This is a genomic window from Mesorhizobium kowhaii, from assembly GCF_042431665.1.
GTDB lineage: Bacteria > Pseudomonadota > Alphaproteobacteria > Rhizobiales > Rhizobiaceae > Mesorhizobium > Mesorhizobium kowhaii.
Genome location: NZ_JBHLYT010000008.1, coordinates 139793 through 158584 on the forward strand (window position 1 = coordinate 139793; position 18792 = coordinate 158584).

Genomic DNA, 18792 nt, shown 5'->3' on the forward strand with positions numbered 1-18792 from the left:
GCGGGCTGACCATTCAGCCCGCTTGGGAGGCGCGGCGCCGACGCGCCGGAGCAGGCCTACTTGCCGGCCATGTGGTCGGCAAGCTCCTGGGCTTGGGCGAGAAGTGCCGGGAAGACCGGCTCGCCCGGCAGGTGCTCGCCCATGCAGGCGCGATAGTCGGCGTCACCTTTTTCCCAGGCGGCATTGCCGGCATCATACGCCTTTTGGTCCTTGAGATCGGAGGCTTGGTAGGCCTCCTGGAATTTCTGGGCGGCGGCGTCCGCAGAGGCCCACAAGGCGTCGCAGGCCGCGATCTCCGGAACAGGCGGTGCCGCGGGCGCCGAGACGATCATGACGCTGTTGCCCTTGACGAGGGTGACGATGACCTGCTGGTCGGGGTTCGGTCCTATGTCCTGCGCCCAGCCGCCGAGCCGCGCAAACGCGATGTCGGCGCCTTCAGGCTTCTTCAGCGGAAAGTCGAGCGTCCCCGTGAACGCCGCGTCGCTGTTGATCGCCTGGGTGTAGAAGCCATCGAGCTTCAGCGCCGCATCGATGCCGGCGGGCAGTCTGAAGCTCGCGTCCATCTCGGCGGCTCTCGACTGTAGCCAGCGCTCAAGCAGCCCCCGCGTCGTTGCCACGAGGCTCGGGCGGTCGTCGCTTTTGGCGTATCGCAACCCGTCGAGCATGCCGAACCCGATATCGGAGTCGCTCAGGCTTTCGATATTGATCGTGCCGGTCGCCGGAAAACCCGCAACCGCCAGCGGGCCGAGAATGGCGGAAAGACGCTTTTCGAGATCGGCCAGCGCCTTCGTCCCGGCGGCATCGCGCGTTTCAACAGGTTCGTTCGCGCTTTCCATTGTCGCGATGGCGGAAATCGCCTTGTCGCGTGCGGCGATATAGTCGTCCTCCGGCGAGGCCGCGAAAGCCGCTCCGGTAGCGAGCGCGAAGATGATGGTCCAGACCAACCGCATGACATAGCCCCCATATGGCGTTCGACAGGCTGGGAGCCATCGAGCAGCTTTGCGGCTATTGCGCGGCAGCAAGTCGACGCGAAGCATTGCATGCAGCGGCCGGCGCCGGCCCTCCGCTGTCGCTCCGGGCGTCCGTTGTTCGGAAAGCCAAGCAATTGGCTTTCCGTCCGCTTCGCGGACCACGCCTCACCCGTTCCGCTTCTCCACCTCGGCCTTCCTCAGCAAAAATCTCTGGATCTTGCCGCTCGGCGTTTTCGGCAACTCAGAGACGAAATCGATTTCGCGCGGATAGGCGTGGGCCGAGAGCCGCTTCCTGACATGCTGCGCCAGCTCCTCGGCGAGTTCCGGGCTGCCGCGAAACGAAGATGCCAGGATGACGAAAGCCTTGACGATTTCGGTGCGTTGCGGGTCGGGTACGCCGACGACGGCCGCCTCGTTGACCGCCGGATGCTCGATCAGGGCGCTTTCGACATCGAACGGCCCGATCCGATAGCCGGCCGAGGTGATGACGTCGTCGGCGCGGCCGATGAAGCTGATCGAGCCGTCCGGCTCGAACTCGACCGTGTCGCCGCTGCGGTAATAGCCGCCCGAAATCGCGGGGGTTTCCGCCTGGTGGTAGCCGTCGAACCAGCGCAGCGGTGAGTTGGCGATGTCGACGGCGAGGATGCCGGGCTGGTTGGGGCCAAGCTCCTGGCCGGCCTCGCCGAGCACGACGATGCGGTAGCCCGGCATGGCGAAGCCGGCCGAGCCCGGGCGCACCGGGTGCGACAGGCCGTGATGGTTGTTGACCATCATGCCGTTCTCGGTCTGGCCGTAATGGTCATGGATCGGCACGCCAAGATGGGCGTCGAACCAGCGGATCACTTCCGGGTTGAGCGGCTCGCCGGCGCTGCTGACCACGCGCAGGCGGCCCTTGATGCGGGCGGCGGCCTCAGGCCCTTCGGCCAGCAGCAGGCGGAAGGCGGTGGGCGAACCGGCAAGGCTGGTAACGCCAAGCCGCTCGATGATGTCATAGGTGCTTTTGGCGGTGAAGGGACCCTCGTTGAAGGTCGTGGCGATGCCGAGCAGCAGGGGACCTGTGATGGCGTAGTAGAGGCCGTAGGCCCAGCCGGGATCGGCGATGTTCCAGAAGACATCGTCGGACCGCAGGCCGATCGCATCGCGCATATAGGCGCCGAAGGCCAGCAGCGCGCGGAGCGGCACCGGCACGCCCTTTGGCAGGCCTGTCGTGCCTGAGGTCGACATCATCATGAACAGGTCGTCGCCCTTGCGCGGGATTGGCTCGCAGGAAGTCGAGGCGGCGGCAAACGCGGCGTGGAAATCGATGTCGCCTGCCGGCAGGGCTTCGCCCTGGGCAACGATGGTCGCCACCCGAGGGCAATCGTCGACCTCGTCGAGCTTGCCGCGATTGGCCATGTTGGTGACGACGAGTTTTGCGCCGCTGGTCTTCAGCCGGTGGTCGATGGCCTTTGGGCCGAAGGCGGTGAACAGCGGCTGGTAGACCGCGCCGATGCGCCAGGTGCCGAGGATGAGCGCCACCAGTTCGGGAATGCGCGGCAGCATGCCGGCAACGACATCGCCGGGGCCGACGCCTGCCGCTTTCAGCATGGTGCCGACGCGCGCCGACATGTCGCGAAGCTGGTCGAAGCTGAATTCCCGCAACTGGCCATCGGCGGAGATCGCGCGCAACGCCAGCCGGTTGGCGCCGGCGTGGCGATCGCAGCATTCGATGCAGGCATTGATGCCGGTCGTCGGGTCTCCCTGAAGCCGGGCGACTTCATCCCCGATGCGAAAGCGCTGAACGGCGTCTTCATAGCGCGGCAGCGCCGCAGCTTGTGTCTTGGTCATGGCAGTCCTCCCTGGCGGCACCCGTCTCCTCATCACGCGCCGCCCATATGTCAGATTGCCTGAAATCGGGTTTGTGGTCGATTGCGTCGATTGCGGGGCGCACTCGCTGCGGTTTCCCAGCCCTCTTCCAGTAGCAGCACCGCGCCGGGATTTCGCACGGAACGTACAGCTCGTCGCCACCGGTCCCTCGCCCAGCTGGTAATGCCGGCGGCCGCCGGATGGCGGATCGCCTGAGAGGGCTGGCCTCACTCGCGCGGGCCTGTATCATGGCCAGGTGAATGCTTGGGAGGAGGCTGGCGCGTGCGGCTGGATCGGAATCTCTGCCATTGGAGGATTTGGGCCTTCATCGCCGCCATGGTGCTTTGGCCGCATGCGGCGCCGGCCGATACCATCACGCCCGAGCGGATCACTGCTGCCCTGTCGAAGCTCGAAGCGCTCGCCGAAGCCGCCGTCGCGGGCGGTGCCGTACCCGGTCTCGCCATCGCCGTCGTGCACGATGACGAGGTGATCTTTCTTAGGGGTTTCGGGCATCGCGAGGCCGGCAAGCCTAAGGTCGTCGACGCCGACACGGTGTTCCAGATCGCGTCCCTTTCCAAGCCGGTCTCCGCTACCGTCGTAGCGGCGCTGGTCAGCGACGGGATCGTGTCCTGGGATTCGAAGATCGCTGACCTCGATCCGGCGTTCCGGCTGGCCGATCCTTATCCAGCAAGCCAACTTACCGTCCGCGACCTGTTTTCGCATCGTAGCGGCCTTCCGGGCACCGCCGGAGACGACCTCGAGGACATTGGCTACGATCGCGCCGAGATCCTGCATCGCCTGCGGTTCGTGCCGCCATCGTCGAGCTTTCGCGCCGGGTACTCTTACAGCAATTTCGGATTGACAGAGGGTGCCGTGGCGGCCGCGACGCCGACAGGCAGGCCCTGGGAGGAGGTCGCCGAGGAGAAACTCTACCGTCCGCTTGGCATGGCCTCGACCAGTTCCCGCCATTCGGATTTCATCAAGCACGCCAACCGTGCCGCGCTCCATGTCAAGGTCGATGGCGCTTGGGCCGCGAAGATAGAGCGCGATCCGGATGCGCAGGCGCCCGCCGGCGGCGTCAGCTCCACGGCACGTGATCTCTCGCAATGGGTGCGCCTCATCCTCGGCGACGGCGTCTATGCCGGCAAGACATTGATTGCCGCCGATGCGCTGGGCCAGACGCACGTTCCGCTGATGGCGCGCGGCAACAACCCCGTCTCCGGCGGTGCATCGTTCTACGGCCTCGGCTGGAATGTCGAATTCGGCCGGCACGGCTTGAGCTGGGGCCACGCCGGCGCCTTCAGCGTCGGCGCGCGTACCCTGGTGACAGTCTTCCCAAAGGAGAAGCTTGGCATCGTCATCGTCGCCAACGCCTTTCCGACTGGCCTGCCGGAGGGATTGTCCGACAGCTTCGCCGATCTCGTCTTCGACGGTAAGGTCGAGAAGGACTGGGTCAAGGCGTGGGATGATACTTATGCTGGCCTGTTCGGCCCTGCGGTCGCGGCAGCCAAGGCTACCTATGCCGCGCCGCCGTCTCCGGCGAGGCCGGCCGGGCCAGCCAGTGCCTATGCCGGCCGCTACGCCAACGACTTCATCGGCGACGCGGTCGTGTCGAAAGCGGGAGACGACCTGGTGCTCAGGGCAGGCCCGGCCGGCGCCCGGTCCTATTCATTGACCCATTTCGACGGCGACCTTTTCCTGACCTTCCCCGATGCCGAGACGCCGGACAGGCCCTCGGGCGTAAATTTTGTCGTCGGCCCCGACGGCAAAGCGTCGGCCGTGACGATAGGTTTTCTCGACGACAATCATCTCGGCACTCTGCAACGTGTGGGTGACTGACTTTCAAATCGAACGGTGCCGCCGGCAGCTCAAGATGCCGGGCCGTGCTGGAGAAGTTTGAAGCAATCGCCGTTGCCCGACTTCGCCTGCGTCAGCAAGGGTTTCGACCGGTCGATCCATTCTTGATGCGACCTCGCATCGGCTTCGATTGCTTCCACCGGTGCAAGGCTGACGAAGCTGCGCCCGTGGCTGAGGAGCCAGCACGCACGGCCGAGAAATCGCCTGCTGCGCTGGCGCAGGAGGTCGGCATCGTAGAAGATGTCGAGCACCTCGTGCTTGATCTTGCGCTCCGTTTCAGGATTGGCGATCGCAACCTCGATCGGCTCGCCGCCGACCGCATCCTGCAGGTCCTTGTAGTCGAGCGCGAGCTGGGTGGTGGCATATTTGATCTCGCTCTCGTCGCGCACGATGTTGAACCACAGCGTGGGATCGAGCTCGTTGACGACGAATGACGATTCGAAATCGCGCGACAGGTTGAGGATGTCGAAGTCCCGGACGTCGACGTCGCGCTCGACCAACAGGATCTCGCCGAACTGCTTGCCGAGCTCCGCTCCCTGCGCGCTGATCGCGGCGTTGGTTCCACCAAGTTCGGGACTGACGTAGGCCCCGCCTTCATCCAGCAGCGCGTCGAATTCGCCAAGTGACCCGACGACGGGAGCGCCGCGGGCGATGCGCGCCGCCAGCTTGGCCAGAACCTGCTGGAGTTCCGTTTCGCGTCTGCGCTGGTCTTGGTAATTCTGCTGGAAAAAGAAGATGAACAGCGACACGCCGATGCCGATCAGGATCACGCCCAGCTGCGAAAAGATGTTGCGGTAGTATTCCAGCAGCTTTTCGCGGTGGCGTACGTCGTCGCGCACACTGTGGGCGACACGCAGATTGACGATCAGCGATAGGATCAGCAGCCCGGCACCAACCAGGATGAGGCCGCCAATGAGCAGGTAGCCATGGCCTGTGCTGAAATCCATCCCGTTTTCCCTGAACCCCAGACTGCGCAGAATAGTGCCATTTTGCCTAAATACCTATGGGTTCACAGGCGATGGATCGATGGCGGCGATCACCCCAGATGGTTGACCCGCCTGGCCATCCGGACGATAGCTCTGCCAGAAATTGCCCCCGAGAAACCCGATGACTTCAGACACCAACCTCCGCCACACGGACGATGCCGCGCTCGCCCCCGACACCGCCTGGCAGACCGACGTCCGCGCCGGCGTGCGCCATGTGCGCGATCTCGCTTCCCTGCCGCTGTCACCGGGCGAGCGCGCGGCGGCGCAAGCCGCGGCCGCGAACCACAAGGTGCGCATCCCAAAAACCTATCTCGACCTGATCGACTGGAACGATCCCGCCGACCCGATCCGGGCGCAGGTCATTCCGTCGCCCGACGAATTGGCGGAACAGGACGGCGAGCTCGACGATCCGATCGCCGACCATGAGTTCAGCCCGGTACCGCGACTGACGCATCGCCATGCCGACCGGGTGCTGTTGTTCCCGACCTATCAATGCGCGGTCTATTGCCGGTTCTGCTTCCGCAAGGAGTCGCTGACCTCGATCGGCCGCGGCTATACGCGCGAGGCGCTGGAGCCGGCGCTGGCCTATATCGCCGATCATCCCGAGATCCGCGAGGTGATCCTGACCGGCGGCGATCCGCTCTCGTTGCCGGACAAGGCGCTGGCCGAAATCCGCGCCCGCATCGAGGCGATCGCGCATGTGCGGCTGCTGCGCATCCACACGCGCGTGCCGGTGGCGCTGCCGTCGCGCATCACATCAGGGTTGGTGACGGCGCTGCAGGGCCGGCTGATGGTCACGGTCGTCACCCATTTCAACCATCCGCGCGAGATCACCGACGCCACGGAAGCCGCCTGCCGCACGCTGCGGCAAGCCGGCTTCGTGCTGCTCAACCAGAGCGTCCTGCTCAAGGGCGTCAACGACACGGTCGAGGTGCTGGAGGAGCTCTGCCGCGAGCTGATGTACCGGCTCGGTGTCAAACCCTATTACCTGCACCATGGCGACCTCGCGCGTGGCATGGCGCACCGGCGCACCACTATTGCCGAGGGCCAGGCGCTGGCCGGCGCCCTGCGCGCCCGCCTGTCGGGCATCTGCAACCCCGTCTATGTGCTCGACCTTCCGCAGGGCGGCGGCAAGGTGCCGATCGGGCCTTGCTATGTCGAGGGACGCGACGGGGAGAGCTGGCAGCTGCGCGGGCTGGATGGCGAGGTGAGGGGGTATCGGGAGGTGGTGGCGGAGTAGGGCGGTGTGCTAGCGCGCATCAACAAACGCCAATACGACCACGCGTGGAGCGACGCAGTAAACGAGGCTGACCTTGCGGCCCGTTCTGGTCATCGCGCGGCCTTCGTCGAGGTCCACTTCTATATCCTCATAGCCCAGGATCTGGCGATCAAGCGGATAGACCGCCTTGTAGACTGCTTCCTTGGCGCAAAAGAGGATGCGGCCGGCAAGATGCCGGTCCGCCGCGTCTGTCCGGTCCGCACGGGTTGCGACGAGCGCGAAGATGTCGTCGGGCAAGGGCTGGGCGGGCTCGACGTCGATACCGAGGGAGGCGAAGTGGGAAACAGGCGCCACCGCCGCTACGGCCATTTCGTCATCATGAGCGAGCGAACCGGTTATCCCGTCGGGCCAGGCCGGCGCGCCGGATGGCGCGCGCAGGATGGCGAGGTCGTTGACCCCGACATCCGCCAGCAGTGCGTGTGCGATCCAGCGGGCGGCTCCGCTCGCGCGCCGCATGGCCGGCTGGCGCGCGGGGATGGAACGCGCTTCCTCGGGCAGCAGATGGGCCTCGTCTCCGTCGCGTATCACCCGGCATCCGATCCGGACACTCTTGGGCGCAATGGCGATCATCGCCTGCAGCAGGGATGGTTGCGCAAGCGCGCTTTCAGGGGAGGGCGGCGGCGTCAACGATCATCTGCCGGCAGGGCGAGGTCGGCGATCATTTCTCCGTCCTCGTCGAGCCCTTGTTCGACGAAGCCGGCGGCGCTATAGAGCCGTCGTGCTGCTTCATTCTCCGGTTCGTAGCAGATTGAAACGTGGCCGATGTGGCCGAGGCTTCTGATTTCGTCCAGCACTTCACGCAGCGCTGCCTTGCCGTAGCCTTTGCCCTGCCATTTGCGGTCGATCATGAAACGGTAGATGCGCGCCTCGTCGTCATCCTGCGGCGCCTCGTACATCAGGAAACCGACGACACGATCCCCAGCCATGACGACGCGCGGACGCGCGTCGTCATCGGATTTGGCTTCGCGCAGGGAGTCCGCGTTGCTGGCGACGAAATCCATCTGTTCCGGGGCCAGTTCCAGGGACGTGACCGAGGCCCGGTTGGCCTCGGTCACGGAAGCGAGACGGATTTCTCCGGTCTTCAAGCCGATGCCTTGGAGCCATCGCCCGTGACCGGCTGCACGAACCGATGCAGCTTGGCCGGGTTGCCCCGCCAGATGGAGTTGGGCTCCAGCTCTTCGCCCTTCATCACGAAGGAATCGACATCGACCACCGATCCTTCGCCCATCACGACGCCGTAATGGACGAATGCGGAAGGCCCAAGCGTGCAGCCCTTGCCGATGCGGATGAAATCGGACTTGAACGCGCCTTCTTCCAGCGAATGGGCCTGGATGACGCAGCCTTCATTGAGCGTGACGTCATCGCCGATCTCCACCAGCGAACGTTCGGTCAGGTTGCTGCCGCCGTCATAGACCCGCTTGCCCACCTTGACGCCCAGCAGGCGCAGGATCATCGGCCGGAACGGCGTGCCGGCAAACAGGCGCACGATCGGCGAATCGGCAAGCTTCCAGTGGCGTTCGTGGCGCCAGAAGGCGACGTCGTAAATCGTCGTCATTTGCGGCTTCAGCCTGCCAAAACCAAGGCTTGCCCGTTCCACGAAGATGTAGAACGGAATGGTGATGGCCGAGGTCAAAAGCACGGCGACGAAGAGGGCGACCTCCGCCCATTCGGTGTAGTAGTTCAGCGCGCGGTCCCAGATCGCCAGTGTGGCGAACAGCATGACCCATTGCGTTGCCACGAACAGCAGGATCGTCACCATGTTGTGGCGGTTCTTGTGCGGGATGCGCCGGCGCCGGTCGTCCTCGTCGACACCGGCGATGAGTTCCTTGTCGCGGTTCACCATGCGGGGGATTTCAAAGGAAGGCGAACCGAGAAGCCCGACATTTTCGCGCAACGGCCCATCGATGGGGACCATCACCTTGGTGCCGAGCAGGACGTTGTCGCCCGTGCGTCCATCCGGCGGATAGTAGATGTTGTTGCCGAGATAGTTGCGTTCGCCTATCCGCGTTGGCTCGAGCCTGAACGCAGAGGCGGATTTGTGCATGTTGATCATGAAAAGTCCGTCCGAGACCATGGTCTCGGTGCCGATCTCGCACAGGAGAGGGTTTTCGTGCTGCTGGTTGCTGCCGAAGTTGGAACCCGTCTGTACCACCTTGTTGAGGTTCCAGCCGATGGCGCTGATATAGTGCACGATTGCCGAACTGTCGCCGAACAGGAGGCCGAGGACGCGGGAATTGCTCGAGAATTCGGCGACGGTCTGGAGCCAGTAGCGGAAGCCGTAAAGCGTGTAGGTGCGGCCGGGTTTCAGGATCAGGCTGAACAGGCGCGGCACCAGCGTTGCCGCGAGAAAGGCCACGGCGATGTAGCCGAAAAGCGTGACCGTGGTGCCGATCGCGACGATGCCGATGGTCTCCTGATAGTCGTCGCCGACGTTCTCCCAATAGCTGTGGAACAGCAGCGGCAGCGGGGTGACGATGGCAAACAGCCCAATCAGCTGGACCGCTTCGAAGAGGAAGCGCCGGATGTTGGAAGGATCGACGTTGCGCACCTTGCAATAGTCCGCCGTGGTCGGCACGGCTGGCGATCCATGCCAGCGTTCGCCGTCCGGGATGCTTTGCCCGCGGTGCAGCGAGGACGAATGGCCGAGCTGGGCGCCGTTGCCGATCCTGGTGTCGATGTCGAGCGTGGAGCCGACGCCGACGAAGGCATCGCGGCCGATGGTCAGCGGCCCGGTATGGATATAGCCGGCCTGGGCCCGATAGCCGAGAATCATCGATTCCTTGCGCAGGATCGTGTTGGCGCCAATTGAAATGAGGTCCGTGCAGACGGGCACGGATTTCGATTCGATGACGGCATTTTTCCCGAGTTTGGTGCCGAGAAGCTTCAAATAGAAGCTGTAGAGCGGGCTGCCCCGGAACAGCACGACGGGTGCGGTGCGGATCAAGGTCTTGACGACCCAGAAGCGGAAGTAGCGCAGGCCCCAGATGGGAAACGCCTCGGCCTTCCAGCGGCCGATGAGGACCCATTTCGCGATGACGGCAAAGCCCGACATGCCGAAGAACACGGCGGCCGAAAGCGCCACGCAGCGCAGATAGAGCTGCAGCGGCTCGTCGAGCGCGTCGTACATCCAGTTGAGGCCGTCATTGACCGCCCACAGCGCCACATAGCTGTAGAGCCCGTAAAACACGAGCTGCGCCGCGCCGCAGGTCCAGTAGGCAAGGTTCGATGCCTGGCGGGTGAGAACAGGCTCATTAGTGGCCGCCGTCATCTCTTCCGCTACGCTCAGGTGCTTAGCCAGGCGCGCCACGGTCGGATAGAGATAGATGTCGCGCATCGACGTCGTCGCCCATTCCTTCCGGGTGCGCACGCGCGCGCAGAAATGCGCCATCAGCAGCGAGTTGGCGCCGAGATCGTCGAAGAAGTTGTCCTCCACGGACACCTCGTCGAATTTCAGTACCGCGGCCAGTGCGTCGGCCAGGAAACGCTCGTCGTCATTGCCGGGCGCCACCATCGTGCGATCGGCCGAAAGCCGAACGCTTGTCGGTTTCGGCAGCTGGCGAAGGTCCACCTTGTTGGAGACCGTCATCGGGATCGCCGGCAGTTCCTCCAGATAGGAGGGCACCATGTAATCCGGCAGGCGTCGCTTCATCACCTGGCCGAGATCGGCGCGCGAGAGCGCCGGCAGGCCGGGCTTTGGTGCGCAGTAGGCAACGAGTTCGACGCGGCCGGGCTCGATCTCCCAGGTGGTGACGGCAGCCTGCGCGATCTCGGGCTGGTCCAGCAGCACCGCCTCGATCTCGCCGAGTTCGATACGATAGCCGCGGATCTTCACCTGGGTGTCGATGCGCCCGTTATACTCGATCTCACCATTGTCATTGATCCGGCCAAGGTCGCCCGTCCGGTAGATGCGCCTGGACGGGTTGTTCGGCAGGTCGAGGAAGTCGGCGATGAATTTCTGTTCCGTCAGGTCCGGCCGGTTGAGATAGCCCACCGCGAGCCCGATGCCGGCGATGCCGATCTCGCCCAGTTCACCAGGCTCGGCAAGCTGCGGCAGCGAAGCGTCGAGAATGACGATGGAGTAAGTTGGCAGCGGCGCGCCGATCGTCACAGGACGATCAGGCGTCAGCGCGCCCATCGTCGCCGTGACGGTCGCCTCGGTCGGGCCATAGGTGTTGAGTATTTGCCGCCCCGGCTTCGACCAGCGCACCACCAGATTGTGAGGGCAGGCCTCGCCGCCGACCAACAGCGTGCGCAGGCTGGGCACGTCGCTGGCCATGGACGACAAAAGGGTCGGGCTGCAGGCCATGCAGGTGATGTCATGGTGCCGCAGGAAATCCGCCAGTTCCTCGCCCACGAGAGGCATCTGGCCAGGTGCTGGCACGACTGTTGCGCCGGCGGCAAATGGCACCCAGATCTCTTCGGAGGAAAAGTCGAAGGCGATGGTCATGCCCTGATAGACACGATCGCCCGGCCGGTATCCGTAGGATGCGGCGGCGACCCGGATGAAGTTGACGAAGCTCTGGTGCTTGATGACCACGCCCTTGGGCTTGCCGGTGGTGCCCGAGGTGTAGAGGATGTAACAGGTGTCGTCTGCTACAGCGGTCTTCGCATGCGGCTTCAGCGGCGCGCTGGACTGTTTGGAAATCTCCGCGGCGGCGCTGTCGATCAACAGATGGGGAACGGGCAGTTGATCGGCTCGCGACGCGTAGGCGGCGATGGTGACGATCAGGCTCACGCTGGCGTCTTCGATGATGAGCGTCATCCGCTCCTCAGGGAACGCGGTGGCCAGCGGCACAAAGGCCGCGCCTGCCTTCATCACCGCAAGCAAGGCAACATAGGTTTCCGCCGACCGGTCGAGAATGAGCCCAACCCGGTCACCCCTTCGCACGCCGCGCTTGACCAGCAGGCGGGCGAACTGGTTGGCACGCTTGTCCAGCTCCTGATACGTCCAGACACGGCCGTCGGAGATCACCGCCGGCAACGCGGCAAATGTCTCGGCGAGCTGCTCGAAGACCGTATCGAGCCGCTCACCGGGTTGCCCCTGCCGGGCAAAGTCGGCGCCCGTCAGGATCTGGCCGCGCGCGCGCCTTGCGGAGTCGTGCACGACCCTTGCGAGCGCATCGACGCTTGTGAGGTAAGTCTCGGGCTGGCTGCCCGGTCTTGCCTCGTCCCGTCCGGCGATATCGAAACCGTGATCCATTTCCATACTTTCTCGTCCTGGCCGGGCATCGCCCGGCGCGGCCGATTTCCGGCCGCAGCGGGATGCTTATGCCATCCGATCTTTTCGCCAGTTTTTCCGAACTGTTGAGTTTTGTTTCTGGAGTGTGTCCGAGCGCTTTTCCTACGGTCCGCGTGAGGCTGCGAGCTCAGGTCGACAAAGCCTGACGACAGCCAGTCCGGCGGTGTCGGCGGCTTTTGTTCCGGGGGCTTTTTGATAGGAATTTATTCTTGACATGGTGAGGGCAGCTATGCTACACATTCGTCCATAGTGCTGATTTGCGCCAATGACCCGCCGCACAGGCGGGTTTTTGCGTTTGATGCTTCGTCAACCAATGCGCCGGCGAAGCTGACCTGCGGGTGGGGCAACTCGTGGAACGCGCCTCCAGCGACCCGACCCAACGGATCACGCAAATTTTTTGGATCGTTCGGATTGGCGTCGCGTTCTTCCCTGACGCAACGGAGGAACTGACATGGGCGACGAACGGCACGAAAAAATCCAGCAGCGCGCATACGAGATCTGGGAACGCGAAGGCGGCGGCGATCCCGAGCGGCACTGGCACCAGGCCGCGGCCGAGATCGACCGGGAGGCGGCGCTGCCGCTGACGGCGGGCGATGCGCTGCCGGAAACAAGCGAGATCGCCAGCGCCGACATCCTGACGGTCGAGGAACTGGCGGTGCGCACCGGCATATCGAGCGACGAGGCGCAGGCGCTGCTCGACAGGCTGGGCCACGACCGCGCGGCGACCGAGCACGCGCGGAACATCAAGGGCAAGCGGAAATCCTGATCGATCCAGGGAGAGCCCGATGATCAGAAAACTCAAACACGGAAAATACCGCCTCTATTCGCGCAAGAAAGACGAAAAGACCGGCAAGCGGCGGAATCTCGGGACGTTTGATACGCGCGAGGCGGCGGAGAAGCATGAGCGCGAGGTGCAGTATTTCAAGCGGCGTTGAGGGCTGCCGAACATTGCGGCGCGGGAAGGAAATTGAAAGCAACTGAATGCAATCGGAAATCAGTTTGCAACCGAATTGAAACACATCGACGCGACAGGCGACATGCGTGCGAAACGCCCTGGGGAGATGGTTGAGCCTTACCCACAAACCCAGGAGCGCGCCGATGACACCCGACCAGATTCGACTAGTTCAGGATAGTTTTCGCGAAGTCGTCCCGATACGCGCGGCTGCCGCCGCCCTGTTCTATGAACGCCTGTTCGCTATCGACGGGAATCTTCGGGCGCTGTTTCCGGTGAGAGACATGACCAAGCAAGGCGCCAAGCTGATGGCGAGCCTGGGCTTTGTCGTGCATGGTCTGGATCGTGCCGAGACCATCCTGCCCACCGTGCGCGAACTCGCCAAGCGTCACGTCACCTACGGTGTCGAGGAGCATCATTACCCGATCGTCGGCCAGGCGCTGATCGAGACGCTGGCGGCCGGCCTCGGCCCAGCTTTCACGCCAGCGGTGCGCGAGGCCTGGGAGGCAGCCTACGGCTTGCTCGCGAGTGTCATGATCGCGGCCGCCCGCGAGGTCCAACTCGCGGCGTGAGGGCAGGCGCGCGCAAGAAGGACGAAAAGACCGGCAAACGCCGCAATCTCGGCACGTTTGACACGCGCGAGGCGGCGGTGAAGCCTGAGCGCCAGGTGCAGTATTTCAAGCGGCATTGAGGAGCCCCGATGTTTGCAGGGCAGGCAACCTCTACTGCAGCATCCCTGCACTCTGCCAAAGCCAGATTGCGAGCGAGCCGGATCGCCCACGGATCTGTGTTTCCACGGGTCCTTTCAGGGTACCGGATTTGAACAACGCGCAGTCGCGGCCGGCGACATCAAGCATGACGTCACTCACCGCGACTTCCGCATTCTGGTCGGCTGCGATCTCCATCAAGCGGCTGGCAACGTTGACTGTGTCACCTATGGCCGCGATGTGCTGACGGCCTTCGCCGCCGAGTCGAGAGGCCACGATTGTTCCGTGGTGGGCTCCAATCTTGAAGCCGAGCCGGGATGCAATCGATGCAGGCAACGAGGCGAGCCAATCGTTGGTGCGGCTGGAGAGCCCCACACAACAGCGGGCGGCATTGAAGGCGTCATTTGTCGCTGGTTCCGGCAGACCGAACAGGATCATGGCTCCGTCACCCATGAAACTCGTGACGACGCCACCGCAGCTAGTCACTTCTTCGCCGACCAACGCATAAAAATTGTTCAAGAGTTCGCGTGTGGCGATCGGTCCCAATGTTTCACTCAGTCCGGTGAAGCCGGACAGGTCAATGAACAGGATGGCGGCGTCTACCCGAACGGGCTCCGAGAGGAAGTCGCCATGCTTGGCCAGCCACTCGCCCATGCCTGGGGCTTCAACGCGTTGAAGCAATTGGCTCTGAGTTGCGAAAAATTGGGCTCGGCTCCTGCCCAGCCAAAGCTGCGCGGCCCCGAACAAGATAGCCGGCGGAATGGCGGCGGTCATCGGCAGCGCGGCGCTCAGCCAGATGTGGTGCAGGAAAGCGGTCATGTTGACCACCAGCCAGATCAGGATCACGCCGGCGATCGCCGCGAGGCCGCCGGCGTTTCGCCGCCATGCCAACAGCCCGACAAGGACCATTGGCAGCACCACCGCAAAGCCGGCATCGGCAAGCCGGACATACTGGTCTCGCACAATTGCGTCGCCGCCCATCAGATGGGCAATCGCCGTCGACATGACTTCGACGCCCGGGAGGATGGGATCGAACGGTGTCGGGTAAACATCGCCGGTGCCGGTTGCGGTGGCTCCGATCACCACAATTCGATCCAGGATAGTGCGGGGATCGAGTTGGCCCTCCAGCACGGTCGCAGCGCTGATCGTGCGGATCGTGCCGCGGGGGCCATAGAATGTCAGGGGCAGGATGTGACCAACGTCCGTCCGGATAGAGCGTCCGCCCAGCGATAGATGATCGGCCGCGATTTCTGGATCCTTTCCTGCTGCCATGGCGGCAACACGCAAGGGGAAAGACGTTTCCAGCCGATCTCCGGCCCGAAACAGCAACGGCACGAAGCGGGGCGTTCCCGTCTTGTCGGTGGCCACGTTGACGACGCCGACAGCGGCGGCATCCGAGAATGCTTTGAGCGGCCACAGAAACCGCTCGGCATTCGGCACGCCGGCGATGGGTCCTTCACCCTCGGCTGTCGTCCATTGTTCGCCTCCAGGATAGACCGCCGCGGCGGCGATTACGCTCGCACTCGCGCTCAGCGAACGCGCGAGCGCCTCATCATTGTCTTTTGCCCCGGGATCGACCAGCAGCAGGTCGAGCGCAATGGCTTTCGGTCCAAGCCGCGCTATCGTATCGACAAGCCGGGCAAGCGTGGCGCGGCTGAGCGGATATGCACCCTCGTGCCGCACCGCTTCGTCGTCTATCGCGACAATGGTGATCAGCTCCGGTGGCTTTGCCGTTCCTCGCACGAGCGTTCGAAGATCGGTCATCGTTGCTTCGACGCGATCGAGAAACCACAAATTGCCGCGCCAGTGCGCGAAGCCCAGGCCGGCGCCCCAAAGACCCGCCAGGATGAGCGCGATCAGCGTCGGAAGCGCTCGCCTGCTCACTGCGGCTCACTGGCCGAAACGGGCCAGCAATGCGGAAACACGCTTGGCGGGCCAGCGCTTGACGGTCAGTGGTCCTGTTCCGGCCTCGACGTCGACGCCGTCGCCCGGCGCCAGCACCACGCCGGCACTGGACGCCGGCCGGTTCACGGCGACGCGACCCCTGAGGACGAAAACAGACGTCTTCCCCCGGGCGACGTCGACTGCCCATTTGGTACCGCGCGCCGCGGCGATCGCCTGCGGGGTGACAACCGCGAAGCCACCCGGTATCGAGCCGGCCGGAGCATCGAGCAGCAGCGCCTTGCGCCGCAACCTGACCGCATCGACCTTGCCGTTTCGATCGCGGTCCACCAGCGTGAAACGAGAGCCACCTTCCACAATGATGGTAAGGCCTTCCTGACATCTCAGAATCTGTCGGGACGTACCGGCCACCGGCGCGAACGCACACCCGGCGCCCTGCGCCAGGGCGGCATCCACCCAGAAGACACCGGCAAACAGGCCAGCCATCATCAGGCTGCGGAAAAATCGGTCCCTTGCACTCATCACCGCCCCCTTGCTCCTGCAGAAAATTTGCGGCCAAGAAAATCTGCTGCCGTCAGCCTGTGCTTGCCAACCGGCACTTGCAGCCGCGTTGCGCAGAGGCAGCAGGGTGCCGGCCGGCGATCCTAGCACGGACAACCTGCTCCGACACCAAGCAAAGGCCCCGGCGGGTAGTGGGTCAGTTTGAAATTTGACGGAATGCAGTATGCATTTCCCATATCGGGCCGACCTCCTATATGCTTAGCGGCAAGCATGAGGAGGCGCGCATGACGGAAGCGTCGGGATTTTTCCTTGTAGGCGAGGGCAAGACCTACCAGCTCGGGCAAGTCAGAATGACCTTCAAGCCCACTCTTGGCGGAGATTACAGCCTCTGCGAGACAAGCAGTGTTCCCGGTTCAGGTGCGGGGCTCCATCGTCACGCCTTTGATGAATGGCACGTGGTCATCGAAGGCAGCTACGAGGGCCGCGTTGGCGAAGAGGTTCGCACGCTTGGTCCTGGGGATACGATGTTTGCCCCCGGAGGAACTCCGCACGGTGTCAAGAACCTCGGTCCAGGGGTCGGACGACAGTTGGGGATCACCTCACCGCCGGGTCTGTTTGAGGCATTTGTTGCAGAAGTCGTCGAATCCCAGATTGATAGCGGTAGTGCTTCAAGACAGGGCGCGTCAGTCCTCAGGGACATTGCAGCAAAGCACGGAATCGAGTTCATCAATGCCGACCGGACCTAAAGGCCAGAAGCGCCCCGCCGACGGGTAGTGTCTCAGTTTGAATTTTGGCTTACGACCCCATTGCGGACGTTCATGCCAAGGCTGGTCGCACGGACCGAAGATCATCGAATGCCTGCTGCTCTCAGCACGAGGACGATGACCACTATCACGCAAGAAGGACGAAAAAACCGGCAAGCGGCGGGGACTTTCGACCCTCGTGAGGCGGTCGAGAAGCACGAGCGTGAGGTACAGTATTTTAAGCGGCATTGAGGGGGCGGGCTGAGTTTGTTCGTAATTGCGTAGTCTGGCGATTCCGCGAGGTTTGTGACGGCCATGCAAAGGGCCTGAAGGTGACTTCGCCACTCTCGGTCCACGTCGCCGGGCATCGAATCCCCAAAGCAAGAAATCAGGCCGGAGGCGGGATTGGGCGTGTATTGACGTTCGTCGCGGCGAGGGGCGGGTCAAATTTCACTGACTATTTTTTTGTTGAAGTCGGTGCCGATAGGAGAACGCTTGCAATTTTGGGTTCGGACCCAAAAGTGGACAGACCGGTAACGGCGGACTGAAGCAACGCAGCATTTTCCACTTTGAGGCGAAATCATTCTCTACTATGGTCTGCCAGGCTTAAGGCATGGGGGATTGCCGATGGTTTTATCACGCAGGGGTGTCGTGCTCGGCGGCCTGGCGCTGGTCGCGGTCGGTGCAACCGGCAATATTGTTCAAGCCGCGACGGCAAAATCCTTTTTCGCCGGTACCGCCAGCGACAACAATTTTGTCTATCGCAAGACCAACTTCGCCAAGATCGACAAGAGATGGCATCGCCAGATCGTCAAGTATTTCAGCAGCGAGGCGGTCGGCACCGTCGTGGTCGATACCCGCCACCACTTCCTCTACCTCATCATGGAAAACAAGACCGCCATCCGCTACGGCGTCGGCGTGGGCAAGGACGGCTTCAAATGGTACGGCCGCGCGACGATCGACCGCCGCGCGCTGTGGCCGCAATGGGTCCCGCCCCCCGAAATGCGTAAGCGCAGGCCGGAGCTACCGCCCATGATCGCAGGCGGCGCGTCCAACAATCCGCTCGGGCCGCGCGCGCTCTATCTGTACCGCGACGGCGCCGACATCGGCTACCGCCTGCATGGCACGCTGGAGCCATGGAGCATCGGCACCGACGCTTCCAGCGGCTGCATCCGCATGTTCCCGGAAGACATCATCGACCTCTACCAGCGGTGCCCGATCGGCACCGCGGTGGAGGTCCTGCCGCACATCGCCGACCAGGCGCCCGCTTCCACCACTGTCGAATGATTGGCGCTCATGAACCGCATGATTGAAAACACGCGCCGGCTGCTCGCCGCCGGCCTGCTGGTGATGGCCGCCTCCTGCTCGACCAGCAACACGCTGGCCCCTTCCACGCCCGACATCACCAACGCCGAGATTGCCGGCTTCCAGAACGTCCAGCCGGGCAGCGAGGAGGATTTTATCCTCAATGTCGGCCGCCGCATTTATTTCACGCAAGGTTCGGCCGCGCTCGATTCTGTCGCCAAGGCCACCCTCGACACCCAGATCGCCTGGTTAGCAAAGCATCCGCGCTGGCTGCTCAAGCTGCAGGGTTTCGCCGACGATCCCGGCGCAAGTGAAACGGCGCTGTCGCAGCAGCGCGCCGATGCGGTGATGGACTACCTCGCCGCCGGCGGCATAGACCGCAACCGCATGTGGGCCAAGGGCTACGGCAAGGACAGGCTCGTCCGCGACTGCCCCGACGCCGCCTGCAGGTCGCAGAACCGCCGCGTTGTGTCCAATTTGCGCGATGAGAGGGACGAGTCGTAGG

At 63.7% G+C, this 18792-nt stretch carries 17 protein-coding genes; 9 read left to right on the forward strand and 8 right to left on the reverse strand.

Annotation, left to right across the window (positions count from 1 at the left end):
* Positions 1-56: 56 nt before the first annotated feature.
* Both ACFFNA_RS10420 and ACFFNA_RS10425 read right to left on the reverse strand, forming a co-directional pair.
* A complete protein-coding gene (locus ACFFNA_RS10420; protein ID WP_378917945.1) occupies positions 57-950 on the reverse strand; it encodes a hypothetical protein in 894 nt (297 codons plus the stop codon).
* Between the two features lie 186 nt (positions 951-1136).
* Positions 1137-2798, reverse strand: coding sequence for an acyl-CoA synthetase (locus ACFFNA_RS10425; RefSeq protein WP_378917946.1), 1662 nt, complete (start codon positions 2796-2798; stop codon positions 1137-1139).
* Positions 2799-3098: 300 nt separating this feature from the next.
* On the opposite strand from ACFFNA_RS10425, the gene ACFFNA_RS10430 reads away from it, so the two are divergent.
* A complete protein-coding gene (locus tag ACFFNA_RS10430) occupies positions 3099-4655 on the forward strand; it encodes a serine hydrolase (RefSeq protein ID WP_378917948.1) in 1557 nt (518 codons plus the stop codon).
* A 29-nt stretch (positions 4656-4684) separates the two neighbouring features.
* On the opposite strand, the gene ACFFNA_RS10435 is transcribed toward ACFFNA_RS10430, so the two are convergent.
* A complete protein-coding gene (locus ACFFNA_RS10435; protein WP_378917950.1) occupies positions 4685-5620 on the reverse strand; it encodes a hypothetical protein in 936 nt (311 codons plus the stop codon).
* Between the two features lie 160 nt (positions 5621-5780).
* Between ACFFNA_RS10435 and ACFFNA_RS10440 the strand changes: the two genes are divergently transcribed.
* A complete protein-coding gene (locus tag ACFFNA_RS10440; RefSeq protein ID WP_378917952.1) occupies positions 5781-6899 on the forward strand; it encodes a KamA family radical SAM protein in 1119 nt (372 codons plus the stop codon).
* Positions 6900-6908: 9 nt separating this feature from the next.
* On the opposite strand, the gene ACFFNA_RS10445 is transcribed toward ACFFNA_RS10440, so the two are convergent.
* From ACFFNA_RS10445 to ACFFNA_RS10455, 3 genes are read right to left on the reverse strand one after another with little or no spacing between them, the layout of a single operon-like run.
* Entirely contained in the window at positions 6909-7565 is a 657-nt protein-coding gene (locus tag ACFFNA_RS10445; RefSeq protein WP_378917953.1) for a 4'-phosphopantetheinyl transferase family protein, read from the reverse strand.
* A complete protein-coding gene (locus ACFFNA_RS10450; RefSeq protein WP_378917955.1) occupies positions 7562-8023 on the reverse strand; it encodes a GNAT family N-acetyltransferase in 462 nt (153 codons plus the stop codon). The genes ACFFNA_RS10445 and ACFFNA_RS10450 overlap by 4 nt, the downstream gene beginning before the upstream one ends.
* Positions 8020-12144 (reverse strand): Pls/PosA family non-ribosomal peptide synthetase, encoded by a 4125-nt coding sequence (locus tag ACFFNA_RS10455; protein ID WP_378917957.1) that lies wholly within the window; start codon positions 12142-12144, stop codon positions 8020-8022. Before ACFFNA_RS10455 ends, ACFFNA_RS10450 begins: the two co-directional genes overlap by 4 nt.
* A 484-nt stretch (positions 12145-12628) precedes the next feature.
* Between ACFFNA_RS10455 and ACFFNA_RS10460 the strand changes: the two genes are divergently transcribed.
* The 4 genes from ACFFNA_RS10460 (at position 12629) to ACFFNA_RS10475 (ending at position 13820) form a co-directional block, all read left to right on the forward strand.
* Positions 12629-12943 (forward strand): DUF2934 domain-containing protein, encoded by a 315-nt coding sequence (locus tag ACFFNA_RS10460; protein ID WP_378917959.1) that lies wholly within the window; start codon positions 12629-12631, stop codon positions 12941-12943.
* Positions 12944-12962: 19 nt separating this feature from the next.
* Positions 12963-13112 carry a hypothetical protein gene (locus tag ACFFNA_RS10465; RefSeq protein ID WP_378917961.1) on the forward strand — a complete coding sequence of 50 codons (150 nt, stop codon included), beginning with the start codon at positions 12963-12965 and terminating at the stop codon, positions 13110-13112.
* Positions 13113-13275: 163 nt separating this feature from the next.
* Positions 13276-13701 carry a globin family protein gene (locus ACFFNA_RS10470; RefSeq protein WP_111543346.1) on the forward strand — a complete coding sequence of 142 codons (426 nt, stop codon included), beginning with the start codon at positions 13276-13278 and terminating at the stop codon, positions 13699-13701.
* Positions 13698-13820 carry a hypothetical protein gene (locus ACFFNA_RS10475; protein WP_378917963.1) on the forward strand — a complete coding sequence of 41 codons (123 nt, stop codon included), beginning with the start codon at positions 13698-13700 and terminating at the stop codon, positions 13818-13820. The genes ACFFNA_RS10470 and ACFFNA_RS10475 overlap by 4 nt, the downstream gene beginning before the upstream one ends.
* A 31-nt stretch (positions 13821-13851) precedes the next feature.
* Here ACFFNA_RS10475 and ACFFNA_RS10480 read toward each other — a convergent pair whose 3' ends face one another.
* Together ACFFNA_RS10480 and ACFFNA_RS10485 are read right to left on the reverse strand one after the other, a co-directional pair.
* Positions 13852-15720 carry a CHASE2 domain-containing protein gene (locus ACFFNA_RS10480; RefSeq protein ID WP_378917965.1) on the reverse strand — a complete coding sequence of 623 codons (1869 nt, stop codon included), beginning with the start codon at positions 15718-15720 and terminating at the stop codon, positions 13852-13854.
* Positions 15721-15726: 6 nt separating this feature from the next.
* Positions 15727-16260: a FecR domain-containing protein gene (locus ACFFNA_RS10485; RefSeq protein WP_378917967.1), complete on the reverse strand. Its 534-nt coding sequence runs from the start codon at positions 16258-16260 to the stop codon at positions 15727-15729.
* 263 nt (positions 16261-16523) lie between these two features.
* Between ACFFNA_RS10485 and ACFFNA_RS10490 the strand changes: the two genes are divergently transcribed.
* The 3 genes from ACFFNA_RS10490 (at position 16524) to ACFFNA_RS10500 (ending at position 18791) form a co-directional block, all read left to right on the forward strand.
* Positions 16524-16985, forward strand: a complete 462-nt coding sequence (locus tag ACFFNA_RS10490) for a cupin domain-containing protein (RefSeq protein ID WP_378917969.1) — start codon at positions 16524-16526, stop codon at positions 16983-16985.
* A 624-nt stretch (positions 16986-17609) separates the two neighbouring features.
* Positions 17610-18269, forward strand: a complete 660-nt coding sequence (locus ACFFNA_RS10495) for a L,D-transpeptidase (protein ID WP_378917971.1) — start codon at positions 17610-17612, stop codon at positions 18267-18269.
* Positions 18270-18278: 9 nt separating this feature from the next.
* Positions 18279-18791, forward strand: a complete 513-nt coding sequence (locus ACFFNA_RS10500; RefSeq protein ID WP_378917973.1) for an OmpA family protein — start codon at positions 18279-18281, stop codon at positions 18789-18791.
* Position 18792 lies beyond the last annotated feature (1 nt).